Here is a 13,134-nt window from a genome sequence, read left to right as displayed (position 1 = left end):
TGCGAATACTCCTCACACTCTGATGTCGACGCCGCTGCTCGATCCGAGCATGCGGCCGTAGGAGCGACCGACGGGCGCCGCTGCAACGGTGTCGTCCTCGCTGATGATCAGCCGGCGGGCATTGCCGCCATTGTCGTTGTTCTGGCCGGAATTCTGGCCCGACGAATTCTGGTCGCGCAGGCTGAAGGACAGCCCGTTGCTGCCGGTCTTGAAGCCGGCGTCGTCGAGCGCGCGCTGCAATTGCGGCGCATCCTGCCGCAGCATCTGCAACGTCTCCGGCTTCTCGACGGTGAGATGCGAGGTGACCTGTCCGTTGCGGTCGACATTGATGCGCACGTCGATGCGGCCGAGGTCGATCGGATCGAGGCTGATGTCGAAGCGCGTCTTGCCGGCGCGCGCGGCGGCCGCGATCTCGATCGGCACGCCGCTGATCGGTACGGCCGCTGCGTTGGCCGCGGTCGCGGTCAGCGTCGTGGTCGAGGTCGTGTTGGTCACCGGCGCCTGGAAGGCGGAGGCGGCCTGCGCGCTGGTGTCGGTTGCAGCGGCATTGGCCTGCGCGGCCGCATGTGCATGCGTGCCGGTCGCCGTCGTGGTCGCATCGGCCTTGGCGTCGGTCGCTCCGGCCTCGGCCTCGGCCTGCGGCTTGGTGCTCTGCGCATGCGTGGTGGTGGCGGTCGTTGCATTTGCCGGCGCTTGCGCGGCGTTCGCGTTGCCCGCGCCCTGGCCGATATTGGAGACATCTGTCTGCGATTGCGCGGTGACGGCGGCCTTGAACGACGTCTTGGGCGTGCCTTGGTCGACCACAGCGACCAGTCCGCCATTGGTCTTGGCATCGGTCGCGGTGCCGTCGGTCGCGGCGGTGGCGGTATCCCCAAGCGCCGCCGTGGTGTCGGCATCGACTTTGGCGCCCGCGGCCTTGGCGTTCTCGTCGCCGGGCGTGGCGTTGCCGGTCTTGCCGGCGATCTGCGCCGCAGTGGTTGCGCTGGCGGCGATGCCGGCAGCCGCGATCGTCAGCGGCGAGGCCGCCGCATCGCTGGCCTGGCTCGCGGCGTTTGGATCGACAGGCACCACAGGCGTGGCCACAACGATTGCGTTCGGATCGGGCACCGCGACCTGCGTCGCCTCGACTTGCGCGGCAGCCGCAGCATCGGCGGTCGGCCCGTCGGTCTTGTCACTCTTGCTGTCGCCGGATTTATCGGCCGATTTGGCGTCGGACGCCGCGGTCTTGTCCTTCTTGGCGGACTTGGTCGTATCCTTGGTCGTATCCTTGGCCGGATCGGTCGCCGCGTCGTCTCTGGCCTTGTTCCTGGTACGCGCCGAATTGTCGGCGGCGTCGCGGGCCTTGCTCTGAGCGGAGGAGTCCGTGGACGAGGTGTCGCGCGGGCCCTTGTCCGAAGCGGACGAGGCGGGGTCGGACCGGCGCGGCGCAGGATCCTGCGTCTGCGAATTGTTGATCGCCTGGGTGTTGCTGTCGACCAGCGAGCCGAAGGAGTCGTCGGTGTCCTTCGTGCTCTGCGACCGGGCAGTCTTTTGCTGCGTGCTGGGAACTGGCACGCTGGCAGCTACATCTGACGTCCGACCGACCACAGGCGACCCCTTCAAAACATCTTCGTCCCCAAGGTAGCAAGGAGTGGGCCAGCCCATCGGTGAGGCTATTTGTCAAGCAAAATCAATATCTTGATAAATCGAGCGCGCCGCCGCGACACCCTCCCGGACCCCGGCATTTCTGCCGCCCCCGGCAAGAATTGCCCTAAGCTGTCCGCACGCGTGATTGCGTCACCGGAAGGCCGCCTATATTAAAGAGGCGCTCTCAGCCGCTTTCGACCGGGCAGACCGTGCCTTTCGGGAACTTGGGTTCCCTTGGGATTGCCGATGTCCGGGCCAGAAGCACATCGCGGATCGCCGAACGCCGCCGTCATACCTTAAAAGCCATGCTCAACAGTCTGGATCTCGAAGGCCGTCCTGAGGATACCAGGGTCGTCGTTGCCATGTCGGGCGGCGTCGATTCCTCGACCACGGCTGCGCTGTTGAAGGCGCAAGGATATGACGTCGTCGGCATCACGCTGCAGCTCTACGACCATGGCGCGGCGACCCATCGCAAGGGCGCCTGCTGCGCCGGCCAGGACATCCACGACGCCCGCGACGTCGCGGCCAAGCTCGGCATTCCCCATTACGTGCTCGACTACGAGGATCGCTTTCGCGAGTCCGTCATCGACAATTTCGCCGACAGCTACGCGCTCGGCGAGACGCCGGTGCCGTGCATCGAGTGCAACCGCAGCGTCAAATTCCGTGACCTCCTCAAGACCGCGCGCGAGCTCGGCGCCCAGGCGCTCGCGACCGGCCATTACGTCGCCTCGCGCCGCCGCGACGACGGTTCGCGCGCGCTGATCTGCGCCGCAGACAGCGACCGCGACCAGAGCTATTTCCTGTTCGCGACCACGCAGTCACAGCTCGATTTCCTGCGCTTCCCGCTCGGCGATATGACCAAGCCCGAGACGCGCGAGCTCGCGCGTCGCTTTGAGCTCAGCGTCGCCGACAAGCACGACAGCCAGGACATCTGCTTCGTGCCCACGGGGCGCTACACCGACATCATCACCCGCCTGCGTCCGAACGCGATGGACCCCGGCGACATCGTCGATCTCGACGGCCACGTGCTCGGCCGGCACAATGGCATTGCCAATTTCACAATCGGCCAGCGCCGCGGCCTCGGCATCGCCGCCCACGCGCCGCTGTTCGTGGTCCGGCTCGATGCAGCCAACCGCCGCGTCGTCGTCGGCCCCCGCGACGCCTTGAAGATGCACCGCATCAGCTTGCGCGACGTCAACTGGATTGGCGACGGCGACATCGACCGCGCCATCGGCGGCGGCCTCGAACTGTTCGTGCGCGTGCGCTCGACCCGCGCGCCCCAGCCGGCGTGGTTGCGAGGCGGCAACGGTCATTACGAGGTCGAGCTCGTCGCCGGCGAAGAGGGCGTCTCGCCCGGCCAAGCCTGCGTGTTCTACGACGCGCCTTCGGGCCAGGCACGCGTGCTCGGCGGCGGCTTCATCCAGAGCGCGGCGGCGAAGATCGCGAGCAATGCAGCGCGGCCGCTCGTCGAAGCCGTGCGCGGCTGACTTGTTGAGATTGGCCCATCCGCTGTCGCGGCGGCAGTGCGCCCCCTCTCCCGCCTGCGGGAGAGGGTCGGGAGAGGGCTCTCTCCTCCAGCGATATCTCGCGAGCGGACAGAACCCTCACCCGGCGCTACGCGCCGACCTCTCCCGCAAGCGGGAGAGGCGCAGACCGAGTTTCGCGGCGAGGACCGACATCACCAATGATCGTCACCTATAAGTAAGAGCATCAGGTAAGGGCAGGGGGCATGGCAGCAGACATCTCGCGGGCCGGGGTCGAGAAGGCCTATGGCCGCTGGGCGCCGGTGTACGATCTCGTGTTCGGCAAGGTGTTCGACGCCGGAAGGCAGTCGACCATCGCCGAGGCTGACCGCATCGGCGGCCGCATCCTCGACGTCGGCGTCGGCACCGGGCTTTCGCTGTCCGACTATTCGCGCACCACGAAGATCTGCGGTGTCGACATCTCCGAGCCGATGCTGCGCAAGGCGCAGGCGCGCGTGCGAGCGATGCGGCTCAGCAATGTCGAAGTGCTCTCGGTGATGGACGCCAAGAACCTCGCCTTCCCCGAGAACTTCTTCGACGCGGTGGTCGCGCAATATGTCATCACCGCCGTGCCGGATCCCGAAGGCACGCTCGACGAGTTCGTGCGCGTGCTCAAGCCCGGAGGTGAGCTGATCCTCGTCAACCACATCGGCGCCGAAAGCGGCCCCCGAAAGCTGTTCGAACTCGCTTTCGCCCCCATCGCCCGCCGCCTCGGCTGGCGCCCGGAATTCCCCTGGGACCGCCTCGTCAACTGGGCGGCGAAGCATGGCGGCGTCACGCTGAGCGAGCGCCGGCCCATGCCGCCGATGGGCCATTTCTCGCTGATCCGCTACCACAAGGCGTAAGCGCGAGCGGCACCAGGCAGTACGCTCCCTTTCCAGAGAGCGGGCGAGGTGCACCGAGGTCGCCGCGGAAACCCCGATCACATCGCGCTTGAGCTGGAACATCGCGGCCGCCCTGCGCGTTTCCCTCCCATGCGCACATCAACCATTATCCTGGCCAGCCTCCTGATCGCCGCCTCCGGCAGCGCGATCGCGCAGGCCCCGCCCGCCCCCGGAACCTCGCCGCAACAGACCGCGCCGCCATCCCCGCAACGCTCCGCAGGCTGCGCCCCCTCGGACCGGATGACCACCGGTCCGGACGGCACCGCCACAACCGGCCAGTCCCGGGAACCCCTCGGCGACAAGCTCGCCAAGACCAACGGCGTGCTCTGCCCGCCATCAGGCGTCGATCCCGACATGCACGCACCCGCGCCGAGCACCGGTGGCACGATGCCCGTGATCCCGCCCCCGGCAGCCCCGGCGGCGACCCCACCATCCGGCCGAAATAGCCGCCTCCGCCCTTCGCCTCTGCCTGCCTGCGGGGAGAGGCGAAAATCCGCGCCAAAGCGCGGATTTCGGGTGAGGGGGATTCTCCGCGAGTCTGGCGCTAAAAAAGACACGGGTTCGGGGCCTATGCAGTGGTGATTCCAGTAACGAAATCGAACCACTGAGCGCCCCCAGCTTGCTTGACAGCCCGCCGCCCCCTTCCTTATATGCCGCGCGTTCGCGAGATCGGCCGTTCAGCCGTTCGCGACCCTGTGGCGGGGTAGCTCAGCTGGTTAGAGCACGGGAATCATAATCCTGGGGTCGGGGGTTCGAGTCCCTCTCCCGCTACCATCTTTCCCCACGCTCCCGTTCCAGGTTGGGGCAGGCGGCTTTCCCAAGCGGGAAGGCGATCGACGCCTGCCATGACGTTCAGTTCCACCAGAGACGGCATGGCAGCGGCGGAAAACTCGACCAAGCGAGGTTGGCTCCTCAAGAATGGTTCCGCAGCGAAGCCGGCCATGATCTCGCAGAGGAATCGCCGCGTGGTCTTCGGGCTCCGTACGTTGCGGAGCCTTTTGTCCTGGACATCAATCGCAATCCTGTATCGCGTCGGCCGGGGGCCAGTACTCTAGCCTTGGGCTCAGCAGATTGTCGTGCGAGCTGGAAACGACGAAGTATCTGAGCGGCAGAGAGATCAGGAATCTCGATGAGAGCGAGCCCTCAACACAACCCCTTCATTCTGCCTGCATGTTATAGGTGGTCCGGACCGTGACGTTGCGCGTTCCGGACCGATGGATGTGATGCGCGCTGATCTAGCTGCAGCTCAGCGGCAACGGCTGACCAGGATGCAGCTCGTACCAGTCATAGCAATCCGGATAGGCGCCGTAGAATCCATATCCGGATCGCCCGTATCGGTGAAATGCGTGTTGGCGGAGACCGCCGGCATGACCGCCGAAGCCGAGGTGCTCGCCGCCGAACCGGGCGCCGCCGCCGAAGCCGCCCTCATGCCCTATGCCGCCGAAATGCGCGCCGCCGCCAAAGCCCGCATGTCCGCCGCCGAAGCCGCCGCCACCAAAGCCGCCGTGGCCACCACCACCGCCGCCGTGCGCGCTGGCCGCGCCGATGGCGAGTGTCGAGGCAAGCGCCGCTGTCGCAAGAATCATGATGGCTCGTTGCATGGAAGACCTCATGGAAAACTCCTCTCGTGTTGAGCGGCCCGGCCATTCCGGAATCCGCTGACGCGTCGTGCTACGCGCGCGAGGCGCTGATGATCGGGCCTGTGATGCAGGAGAGGTAGGAGCGATCGACGGCAATCCAACTGAATTCGGCGTCATATATCAGTCGCGTCACTCGCCAAGGTGAACCCGCCGCGCAAGGTGGCGCGCAAACGCGAGAAAGCGGGCTGAATGGATCAGCCCGCTCCCTGTCATTCGATGTACGGCGGCCGGCGGCGTTATCCGCACAGGCGGGCCGGCGCGCTCAGTAGCTGCCGGTGCCCGGCTCGCACGGCACGTTGTTGCCGGTCCACGGCGCGGTGGCGTAGGCGCCGACGCGCGGCGCCGGAATGCAGGCGCGCTCGCCTCGATAGTCGAACGGCGCGTTCATTGCGACCGTATCGGCTTCCACCGTGGGCTGCTGCACGACGCGATGATGCTCGCGCGCCATGACGGGTCCGCCCAGCATGGCGGCTGCGATCAATCCCATCGACAACAATTTGGACGTGGTCATTCGCTCTCTCCATTGATGACATCGCGCCGAACCAAGCCGGCTCGTCATCGAGGTGTGAACGATCGGACGCGATTCAAACGCACGATTTGCTCACCGCAATTCAACCGCCCGTGAGCTGGTTCGGCGTCACAACCACGATCGTGCGAATGCATAACATCCGTGGTCCCTGAAACTACAGCGCGTGCGTTGAGGGCATATGTTCGATCCAGTGCAGTTCGAAAGCGGAGCCCGCAAGATGATCGCAACATTGGCAACACGCCTCGTCATTGCATGGGTGCTGCTCGTGAGGCGAGCCGCCAGAAGCATGAACTGGAATTCAATGGCAGCGCGCGCGCCGCAAGCCTATCTCGTAACACGGCGAGTGGCCGGCATCGGACGGCGTCAAGGCCGCGAGGTCGGTGCGCGCGGACGACGGACATGACACCGCGCGCTGCTGAACCCACGCTTCCTCACCGCGCGCCAGGACGCCGCGCGAAAGGTGGAGCGAAGATCATGAACCGGATTCTCCTGATCGAGGACGACGCCGAGACCGCCGAGGCGATCGTGGCCGAACTCGCCGATCGCGGCTTCGAGGTGCAATGGGCCGGTGACGGCGTCGATGGCCTCGACAGGGCTCGGGCGTCGAGCCCGGATGCCATGATCGTCGACCGCATGCTGCCCGGCATGGACGGGCTCACCGTCATAGAGGCGCTGCGCAAGGATCAGGTCAGGACGCCCGTGCTGGTGCTCAGTGCACTCGGCGCGGTGGATGACCGGGTGCGCGGATTGCGTATGGGCGGAGACGACTATCTCACCAAGCCGTTCGCGCTGGTCGAGCTGGTCGCGCGGATCGAGGCGCTGCTGCGCCGTCCGGGCGACAGCCGCGAGACCATTCTGCATGCTGGGCCGCTCAAGCTCGACCTGATCGAGCGGACCGCGCGGCGCGGCGAGCGCGAGCTCGACTTGCTGCCGCGCGAATTCCGCCTGCTCGAATACATGATGCGCCGGAACGACCAGCTGCTGACGCGCGCCATGCTGCTCGAAGAGGTCTGGAACTACAAGTTCGTTCCGGCGACCACGAATTTGATCGACGTCCATATGGGCCGGCTTCGCCACAAGGTCGACGGCCCCGGAGAGACGCAGCTGATCCACAACGTCCGGGGCTCCGGCTTCGTCCTGCGCTCGCGGCAATAGGGGCGGGCAATGCACCAGATCCGGTTGATCCGCTCCGGCACATTCCTCTGGGCCCTGGCCGTGGCAGCGGCATTCGCTCTGTTCGTGGTCGCGCTGTTCGCGTTCATCTACTGGAAGCTCGACGACTATCTGGTCGCGCGGTCCGATCGCATGATCACCACGCAGATCCACTTCGTTGCGGACCTGCCGCCGGCGCGCCGCGTCAGCGCGATCGCGGATCATCTGGCGCAGGACTCCAGGGGCGTGCAGTACGCGGCACTGTTCGATGCCGCCGGCGCCCGCCTTGCCGGCAACATCGATCGCCTGCCGCGCGAGCTCGGACTCGACGGATCGGTGCAGGGTGTGCCGCTCGATCTACTGGAAAAGGCCGCGGCGCATGTTCCGGTGGTGAGGGCGGTCGGCAGGCGCCTCGACGATGGCGATATCCTGGTCATGGGACGGAACGTCGACGAGACGCGCGAGATATCGAGCGTCGTGGGGGAGGCCCTGGCCCTCGGCCTGCTGCCGGCCTTCAGCCTGTGCCTGTTGGCCGGTGTGTGGCTGAGCGTCCGCGCCCAGAGGCGCGTGGAGGAGGTCAACCAGCGGGTCCAGCGCATCGTGGCCGGCGAGCTGCGCGAGCGGCTCCCGGAGAGCAGCACGGACGATTCCTTCGCGCGGCTGGCCGGAATCGTCAACGGCATGCTCGACGAGATGGAGACCATGATCAATGCGCTGGCCGGCGTCGGCAACGACATCGCTCATGATCTGAGGACACCGCTGACGCGCGTCCGTCTGGCGCTGGAGCGCGGCCGGACGCATGCGGCAACGCTGGAAGAGCTCCAGGACATCTCGGACAAGGCCATCGCCGGCATCGACCAGTCGCTGGCGATCGTCACGGCCCTGCTGCGCCTGACCGAAATCGAGAACAACCGCCGCATGGCCGGTTTTGGCGACGTCGCGCTCGACGAGATCCTGCGGGAGGTGTGCGACGTCTACGAGCCCATCGCCGAAGACAAGCGCATCGGGCTCGGGGTCGTCGTCGAGCGCAATGTGCGGGTGTGGGGCGACCGCGACCTGCTGTTCGAGGCGGTCGCCAATCTCGTCGACAATGCCGTCAAGTTCACGCCGTCAGGCGGACGGGTGAAGCTCGCGCTGGAAGCGGAGGACGACACCGCGCTCGTGCGCGTGAGCGACACCGGGCCCGGCATCAGCGAGCAGGAGCGCGAGGCGGTGCTGCGGCGGTTCTATCGCTCCGACAAGATGCGCAACACGCCCGGCGTCGGGCTCGGACTGAGCCTGGTTGCCGCAATCGTCAAGCTGCACGGCTTCCGGCTGATCATTGGCCCCGCTCCCGGAGGGCGGATCGAGATCCTCGCCTGGACCGGGAAGGCGGGCATGCCCATCACGCGCCGGTCGCGGACATTGCTGCACGCAGACGCGAGCCGGATGGGATGACCAGATCATGCACGATGCTTTCGAGATCAACCAGCCGGCCTGGACCAGAGGAGTGACAGATGCAGACTAGCCACGAACCAGCGAGGCGCGATCCCGTTGCCATGCCGGCCGCATCGGTGTCGCCACCGTTCCTCAGCGCATATTCGGCAACCATCAGGCGCTTCGACCTCCTCGAGCCGGGGCAGGAGCAGCAGCTGGCAAGGCGCTGGCAGGAGACGCGGGACCCGAGTGCAGCGGACGCGCTCGTCACCAGCCATCTGCGGCTCGCCGCCAAGCTGGCGCGCGGTTACCAGGGATACGGGCTTCCGCTGGTCGATCTGATCGCGGAAGCGAATCTCGGCCTCGTGATCGCGGCGTCACGCTTCGAACCCGGCCGCGGCGCGCGATTCTCCAGCTATGCAGTCTGGTGGATCAAGGCGGCCATTCACGAGTACATCCTGCGCTCATGGTCCCTGGTCAAGATCGGGACGACGGCCGCCCAGAAGAGGCTGTTCTTCAAGCTCCGCAGCGAGATCAGGAAAGCCACCGGCAACGTGACGACGGGGCTCACCCCCGACGTCGCCGAATTGATCGCCGGGAAGCTCGAGGTGACGGCGCGCGAGGTGATCGAGATGGACGCGCGGCTCCATGGCGACCTGTCGTTGAACGCCCGTGTCGGCGATGAGGACAGTGGAACCGAGCTGGAAGCATTGCTGGTCGACGGGGCGGTCGATGCGGAGACGATGCTCGCCGATCACGAGCAGTCGGAGCAGCGCACCAGGGCCCTGCGTACCGCGCTGGGCGGGCTCGCGGCGCGGGAGCGTCGGATCTTCGAGGCACGGCGGCTGGCGGAACGTCCCGTGACGCTCGATCAGCTCGCCCGCGAACTGGCGATCTCCAGCGAACGTGTCAGGCAGATCGAGATTCGCGCCTTTGGCAAGGTGAAGCGGGCCGTCATGCTCGCCGCACAGGATGCGCCACGCGCCGCCGCGTACGTCGGCTGAATTCGATTTCATTTGAACGGGGAACCGGCAGTCCTCACCTGTTCGACGATCTTGCGTAGTTTCGCTTTAGGCAGACCATCATGGGAATTGTCCGCTTCGCGCTCCGGCTTCCGCACACATTCTACGTGCTTGCGGCGCTGATCCTGTTCCTCGGCGGCATCGCGATCCGCTCGATGCCGACAGATATTTTTCCGGAGATCCAGATCCCCGTCGTCACGGTCATCTGGAGCTACACCGGCCTTTCCACGCCGGAGATGGAGCAGCGCGTCAGCACTTACAGCCAGTATTCGATCAGCGCCAATGTGAGCGGCATCAAGAATATCGAAGCGCAGACCCTCAACGGCCTGTCGATTCAGAAGATCTATTTCCAGCCGGACGTCAATCTCGATCTTGCGATCTCGCAGATCGTCTCGGCCACCAACGCCATCCGCGCCCTGATGCCGCCGGGCATCCAGCCGCCGATCATCGTTCAATTCAATGCCTCGAGCGTGCCGGTGCTCCAGCTCAGTCTCGAATCGAATAGCCTGAACGAGCAGCAGCTTTACGATTTCGGCATCTACCGCGTCCGCCAGCAGCTGGCTCCCGTTCCGGGCGTGACGTTGCCCACGCCTGCTGGCGGCAAATACCGCCAGATCATGGTCGACCTCGATCCGAACAAGCTGCTGTCGCGCGGATTGACGCCGCTGGACATCGTCAATGCGGTGAATACCCAGAATCTGACGCTGCCGACCGGCACGACGAAGATCGGCGACACCCAGTACACCGTTCGAACCAATGCGACGCCGGCCACGATCCAGGATCTCAACATGATCCCGGTCAAGTTCGTGAACGGGGCCACGATCTTCCTGAAGGACGTCGCCCAGGTCCGTGACGGCGCGCAGGTGCAGCAGAACATCGTGCGCGAGGACGGCCACCGCGCCGTCCTGCTCAGCGTCATCAAGAACGGAAATGCCTCCACGCTCGCCGTCGTCAACGGCGTGAAGGCGGCCTTGACCTCGATCCGCGCGTCGGCCCCGGCGGGGATGAAGATCAACGAGCTGTTCGACCAGTCGATCTTCGTCACTCACTCGGTCGATGGCGTGCTGCGCGAGGGGGCGATTGCGGCGGGCCTGACGGCGCTGATGATCCTGGTATTCCTGGGGTCGTGGCGATCGACGCTGGTCGTCCTGATCTCGATCCCGCTGGCGATGCTGTCCTCGCTGATCGTCCTGTATTTCCTCGGCGAGACCCTCAACACGATGACACTGGGCGGGCTTGCCCTCGCGGTCGGTATCCTTGTCGACGATTCGACGGTGACGATCGAGAACACGCACAGGCTCTGGACCGAGGAAGGCATGCCGCTGTCGGAAGCGACCCTGCACGGAGCCGCCGAGATCGCGGTGCCGACGCTGGTCTCGACGCTCGCGATCAGTTGCGTGTTCACCTCGGTCGTGTTTCTGGAGGGCCCGGCCAAGTACCTCTTCACGCCGCTCGGCCTCGCCGTGGTGTTCGCAATGCTGGCGTCCTACGGGTTGTCGCGGACGCTCACGCCGATCACCATCGGCCTGCTGCTGAAAGGCGAGCGGCGCCACGGCGAGGGCGAGCGCCCGTCGAACATATTCGCGCGCGCCTCCGCGGCGTTCGAGCACGGCTTCGAGCGCCTGCGCGACGGATATTCGGATCTCCTGGACAAACTGCTACGACATCGCGTCATCGTTCCCGTCGTCGCCACGCTGGTGCTGGCACTCGGCGCGACCATGTTCGCCTGTGTCGGCAGGGACTTCTATCCCCTGATCGACGGCGGCCAGATCCAGCTCCACGTTCGCGCGCCCGCGGGCACGCGGATCGAGCGGACGGAAGCGATCTTCCAGGCGGTGGAGGACAAGATCCGCGAGGTCATTCCGGAGCGCGACCGGGCGCTGATCGTCGACAATATCGGTCTCCCGGCACGCGCCTACAATCTCGCATTCACGGACGGCTCGACCATCGGGGTGAACGACGGCGTCATCCTGGTGTCGCTGAAGGACGGGCACAAGCCGACTGCGGACTACGTCAAGAAGCTGCGGCAGGTGCTGCCAACGGCATTCCCGGAGGACACGTTCTATTTCCAGGCGGCGGATATCGTCACGCAGATTCTGAATTTTGGACTTCCGGCGCAGATCGATGTCCGCACGGTGGGTTACGGCAACAACAACCTCGCCGTCGCCAAGGAGCTGCAGAAGAGCCTCGCAGCGATCCCCGGCGTCGTCGACGCGCATCTGCAGCAGGAAGTCGATGCTCCCGCGTTTTATGCCGATATCGACCGCACCCGCGCCGCGCAACTGGGCCTCAACGCCAGCACGGTGGCGACCAATATCAATGTCAGCCTCAGTTCGTCGGCGCAGGTCTCGCCGAATTTCTGGACGGATCCCACGTCGGGCATCCCCTATTATCTGGCGGTACAAACACCGGAATACAGGGCAAATTCGCTGAACGCTTTGGGCAACACTCCGGTGTCGGCCTCATCCGCCGCGAGCGGGCAGCCGGTTCCCGGCTTGCTCAGCAATGTCGCGACTTTCAAGCGGGGCACCGTTCCCACCAATTTGAACCAGGCCAATGTCCAGCCGGTGTACGACGTCTATGCGAGCGTGCAGGGTCGCGATCTCGGCAGCGTCGCGGCCGACATCGAGAAGGTGACGTCCACTCTGCAGAAGCAGCTCCAGCCGGGTAATTCGATCCAGGTCCTGGGACAGATCCGGAGCATGCATCAGTCGTTCCGCGATCTCGGAATCGGATTGCTGTTTGCGGCCATCCTCGTCTACCTGCTGATGGTCGTGAACTACCAGAATTTCGGCGATCCGTTCGTCGTCATCATGGCGCTCCCGGCGACATTCTGCGGCATCATGACGATGCTGTTCATGACCGGGACGACGCTGAACGTGCCATCGCTGATGGGAGCCATCATGGCGATCGGCGTTGCCTCGGCAAATTCCATCCTGCTCGTGACCTTCGCGCGCGACGAGCAGTTGAAGGGACACTCGGCGTTCCAGGCGGCGCTCAGCGCGGGACGAACGAGGATCAGGCCTGTGCTGATGACTGCGGCCGCGATGATCGTTGGCATGATCCCGATGGCGATCGGCGGGCCGGGCGAGGAGCAGAATGCCGCTCTCGCGCGGGCGGTCATTGGCGGCCTGCTGTTCGCAACCCCGACCACCTTGCTGATCGTGCCTTATCTCTTTGCCATGCTGCGCAAGGGCAATGACGGCAAGCCGCGCCACGGCGTATTCGAGGAGCAACCGGAATGAGTGACGTTCGCGCAAGGACCGATGACGGGGGCGAGAGACCGCCCGCCGGGCAGAAAGCCTCCGGGTCGTGGAGCTGCCGGGCAACGGTGCGCGATCC

At 65.6% G+C, this 13,134-nt stretch carries 9 protein-coding genes, 1 tRNA gene and 1 pseudogene; 8 read left to right on the top strand and 3 right to left on the bottom strand.

Features of this window, described 5'->3' with window-relative positions:
• Positions 1–12: 12 nt before the first annotated feature.
• Positions 13–1,587, bottom strand: a complete 1,575-nt coding sequence (locus tag ACQ86E_RS08425) for a flagellar hook-length control protein FliK (RefSeq protein ID WP_431206430.1) — start codon at positions 1,585–1,587, stop codon at positions 13–15.
• Positions 1,588–1,931: 344 nt separating this feature from the next.
• Here ACQ86E_RS08425 and mnmA point away from each other — a divergent pair, with 344 nt between their 5' ends.
• The 4 genes and pseudogenes from mnmA (at position 1,932) to ACQ86E_RS08405 (ending at position 4,807) form a co-directional block, all read left to right on the top strand.
• Positions 1,932–3,113: a tRNA 2-thiouridine(34) synthase MnmA gene (gene mnmA / locus ACQ86E_RS08420; RefSeq protein WP_431205006.1), complete on the top strand. Its 1,182-nt coding sequence runs from the start codon at positions 1,932–1,934 to the stop codon at positions 3,111–3,113.
• Positions 3,114–3,355: 242 nt separating this feature from the next.
• Positions 3,356–3,994: a class I SAM-dependent methyltransferase gene (locus ACQ86E_RS08415; protein WP_431205005.1), complete on the top strand. Its 639-nt coding sequence runs from the start codon at positions 3,356–3,358 to the stop codon at positions 3,992–3,994.
• 129 nt (positions 3,995–4,123) lie between these two features.
• Positions 4,124–4,479: pseudogene (locus ACQ86E_RS08410) on the top strand (hypothetical protein).
• A gap of 251 nt (positions 4,480–4,730) precedes the next feature.
• Positions 4,731–4,807: transfer RNA gene (locus ACQ86E_RS08405), tRNA-Met, on the top strand.
• A 461-nt stretch (positions 4,808–5,268) separates the two neighbouring features.
• On the opposite strand, the gene ACQ86E_RS08400 is transcribed toward ACQ86E_RS08405, so the two are convergent.
• Complete coding sequence (locus ACQ86E_RS08400; protein WP_431205004.1) at positions 5,269–5,646, bottom strand: hypothetical protein; 378 nt, start codon at positions 5,644–5,646, stop codon at positions 5,269–5,271.
• A 289-nt stretch (positions 5,647–5,935) separates the two neighbouring features.
• A complete protein-coding gene (locus tag ACQ86E_RS08395) occupies positions 5,936–6,184 on the bottom strand; it encodes a hypothetical protein (protein ID WP_431205003.1) in 249 nt (82 codons plus the stop codon).
• 492 nt (positions 6,185–6,676) lie between these two features.
• Between ACQ86E_RS08395 and ACQ86E_RS08390 the strand changes: the two genes are divergently transcribed.
• The 4 genes from ACQ86E_RS08390 to ACQ86E_RS08375 all read left to right on the top strand — a co-directional run bounded on the left by ACQ86E_RS08390 (position 6,677) and on the right by ACQ86E_RS08375 (position 13,037).
• Positions 6,677–7,357 (top strand): response regulator transcription factor, encoded by a 681-nt coding sequence (locus tag ACQ86E_RS08390; protein ID WP_431205002.1) that lies wholly within the window; start codon positions 6,677–6,679, stop codon positions 7,355–7,357.
• 9 nt (positions 7,358–7,366) lie between these two features.
• The gene (locus ACQ86E_RS08385; RefSeq protein ID WP_431205001.1) at positions 7,367–8,791 is read left to right on the top strand and encodes an ATP-binding protein; all 1,425 of its coding nucleotides are present in this window, start codon (positions 7,367–7,369) and stop codon (positions 8,789–8,791) included.
• 59 nt (positions 8,792–8,850) lie between these two features.
• Positions 8,851–9,774 (top strand): RNA polymerase sigma factor RpoH, encoded by a 924-nt coding sequence (gene rpoH / locus ACQ86E_RS08380; RefSeq protein WP_431205000.1) that lies wholly within the window; start codon positions 8,851–8,853, stop codon positions 9,772–9,774.
• 80 nt (positions 9,775–9,854) lie between these two features.
• On the top strand, positions 9,855–13,037 hold the full coding sequence (locus tag ACQ86E_RS08375; RefSeq protein WP_431204999.1) for an efflux RND transporter permease subunit: 3,183 nt from the start codon (positions 9,855–9,857) through the stop codon (positions 13,035–13,037).
• Positions 13,038–13,134 lie beyond the last annotated feature (97 nt).

Source organism: Bradyrhizobium betae, assembly GCF_050632175.1.
In the GTDB taxonomy this organism is placed as follows: Bacteria; Pseudomonadota; Alphaproteobacteria; order Rhizobiales; family Xanthobacteraceae; genus Bradyrhizobium; species Bradyrhizobium betae_B.
Note: the sequence above shows the minus strand (reverse complement) of the source record. Positions and strands in the feature narration are given on the sequence as shown.

What these genes read in the sequence shown, in the direction of transcription:
- mnmA (WP_431205006.1), top strand. Translation starts at nt 1,932, where the DNA reads ATGCTCAACAGTCTGGATCTCGAAGGCCGTCCTGAGGATACCAGGGTC.
- ACQ86E_RS08415 (WP_431205005.1), top strand. Translation starts at nt 3,356, where the DNA reads ATGGCAGCAGACATCTCGCGGGCCGGGGTCGAGAAGGCCTATGGCCGC.
- ACQ86E_RS08400 (WP_431205004.1), bottom strand. Translation starts at nt 5,646, where the DNA reads ATGAGGTCTTCCATGCAACGAGCCATCATGATTCTTGCGACAGCGGCG.
- ACQ86E_RS08395 (WP_431205003.1), bottom strand. Translation starts at nt 6,184, where the DNA reads ATGACCACGTCCAAATTGTTGTCGATGGGATTGATCGCAGCCGCCATG.
- ACQ86E_RS08390 (WP_431205002.1), top strand. Translation starts at nt 6,677, where the DNA reads ATGAACCGGATTCTCCTGATCGAGGACGACGCCGAGACCGCCGAGGCG.
- ACQ86E_RS08385 (WP_431205001.1), top strand. Translation starts at nt 7,367, where the DNA reads ATGCACCAGATCCGGTTGATCCGCTCCGGCACATTCCTCTGGGCCCTG.
- rpoH (WP_431205000.1), top strand. Translation starts at nt 8,851, where the DNA reads ATGCAGACTAGCCACGAACCAGCGAGGCGCGATCCCGTTGCCATGCCG.
- ACQ86E_RS08375 (WP_431204999.1), top strand. Translation starts at nt 9,855, where the DNA reads ATGGGAATTGTCCGCTTCGCGCTCCGGCTTCCGCACACATTCTACGTG.